Raw genomic sequence first — 1,497 nt, forward strand, 5'->3', positions numbered from 1 at the left:
ACCCCACCCCGCCGCTGGCCCAGTCTCAGGCCCTGTAGCCCAGCCGGCGCAGGCGGGCCCGGGCAGCCTGCTCGCTCGGCCCCACCCGGCCGAGGGCAAGATGCACCACCGCGAGGGTGGCCCTGGTGGCCAGGGTTACCGGCAGCGGAATCGGGCCCAGCCGCGCGGTCCGCAGGCCCAGGAGCTCGCGGTACCTGGGTTCGAGGCTTGTCACGGCGGCCGCGAACAGCACCCGGTAGCCAGGCCTGAGCGCGGGGTGGAGCGGCGGGTCGCGAATGAATGCCACCGTCTCGGTGACCCGTTCGTCGCAGCGGAGCTCGCCGTCGTCGTACCAGCGGTTCAGCTGCTGCCGCATTTCCGCTTCGCTCAGCGGAGGGGCCTCTACGCCCATCAGCCGCCCGGCTTGGGCCCACTCACGGACATAGGCATCAGGTCCGCCAGGAATCGGCCGACCCCACAGTTTGTGGGCGGAGAGGAACGCGTCGGTGAAGGCGATGTGAACCCAGCGGAGCAGTTCGGGATCGTTGGCCGCATAACTGCGCCGGATGCCGTGGCCGTCCACGAATTCTCCCCGCACAGTCCGGTGAAGCCGAAGCACCCAGTCCGACGCCGCCTTGGCCGTTTCCGTGGAGCCATAGGAAACGGTGAAGATCCAGCGGATAGTGCCCGCCAGCCGGCCCAGGGGGTCTTCGCGGAAACGGGAGTGATCGTGGACTCCGGCCAACGCACCGGGGTGGAGCGCCTGCATCAGAAGCGCCCGGATTCCCGCCACGATGGTTGGCATGTCCCCGTGCACGGCCCAGACTGCCGAGCCGGGCAAATGATAGCCGGCGTCGTCGCCCTCGGCCAGGTGCGGCACCCACTCGGGCACGGAATCGCGCGTCCCGGTGAACGTTTGTTTGAGTTCGGCCTGCCATTCCCTGAGGACATTGCGCATGGTTAATTCTCGCGTATGTAGAATCCTTGGTCGAACGGTGGCCCGGAGTGCCCGAAACGACTGCCCGAAGTGCCCTAAAAGCGTGCCGATCGGAGCTCGCGTATGCATTCACCCGTGTTCCCATGGGAGCGTAACCCGTCGAGATTGGGGTCTGGCGGGCATACTGCGGGAGTCGCATCGTGGGAAATCGCTCGGGAAGCGGACCCGAAAAGGCTAGTGGACCTTGGAAAAAGTTTGCGCGGATACTGGGCATTTGTGCGGTATCGGCGCTGACGATGATTGCGCTTGGAGTCAACGGCCCACCCTCCGCTCCTCCCGACCGCGGCTCCACACAAAGGACGACCGGAACTGCCATTTCCGCAACGGGAGTGTTTCCTTCCGATGTGCATGCCCTCGTACCCTATAGCCGTTCAAGCGTTAGGACGGCTTCCAAGGACGGCAAACACGAGCTGAATCTTGCATCGGCTGGATTGCGGCGTCCGCCTGCCGGGACCCTGATGGCTCCCCTTGAGACGCTGACTCCAACGTCGCACTTCGGGTTCCGAATCAGTCCACTCACT

1 protein-coding gene is annotated in these 1,497 nt (G+C 65.6%); it reads right to left on the reverse strand.

Going from position 1 to position 1,497, the window contains the following annotated elements; genetic code table 11:
* Positions 1-25 precede the first annotated feature (25 nt).
* A complete protein-coding gene (locus LQV16_RS23450) occupies positions 26-937 on the reverse strand; it encodes an oxygenase MpaB family protein (protein ID WP_229996224.1) in 912 nt (303 codons plus the stop codon).
* Between the last annotated feature and the right edge of the window lie 560 nt (positions 938-1,497).

Origin of the sequence: Arthrobacter sp. Bi26, assembly GCF_918697925.1 — a bacterium.
Lineage (GTDB): Bacteria > Actinomycetota > Actinomycetes > Actinomycetales > Micrococcaceae > Arthrobacter.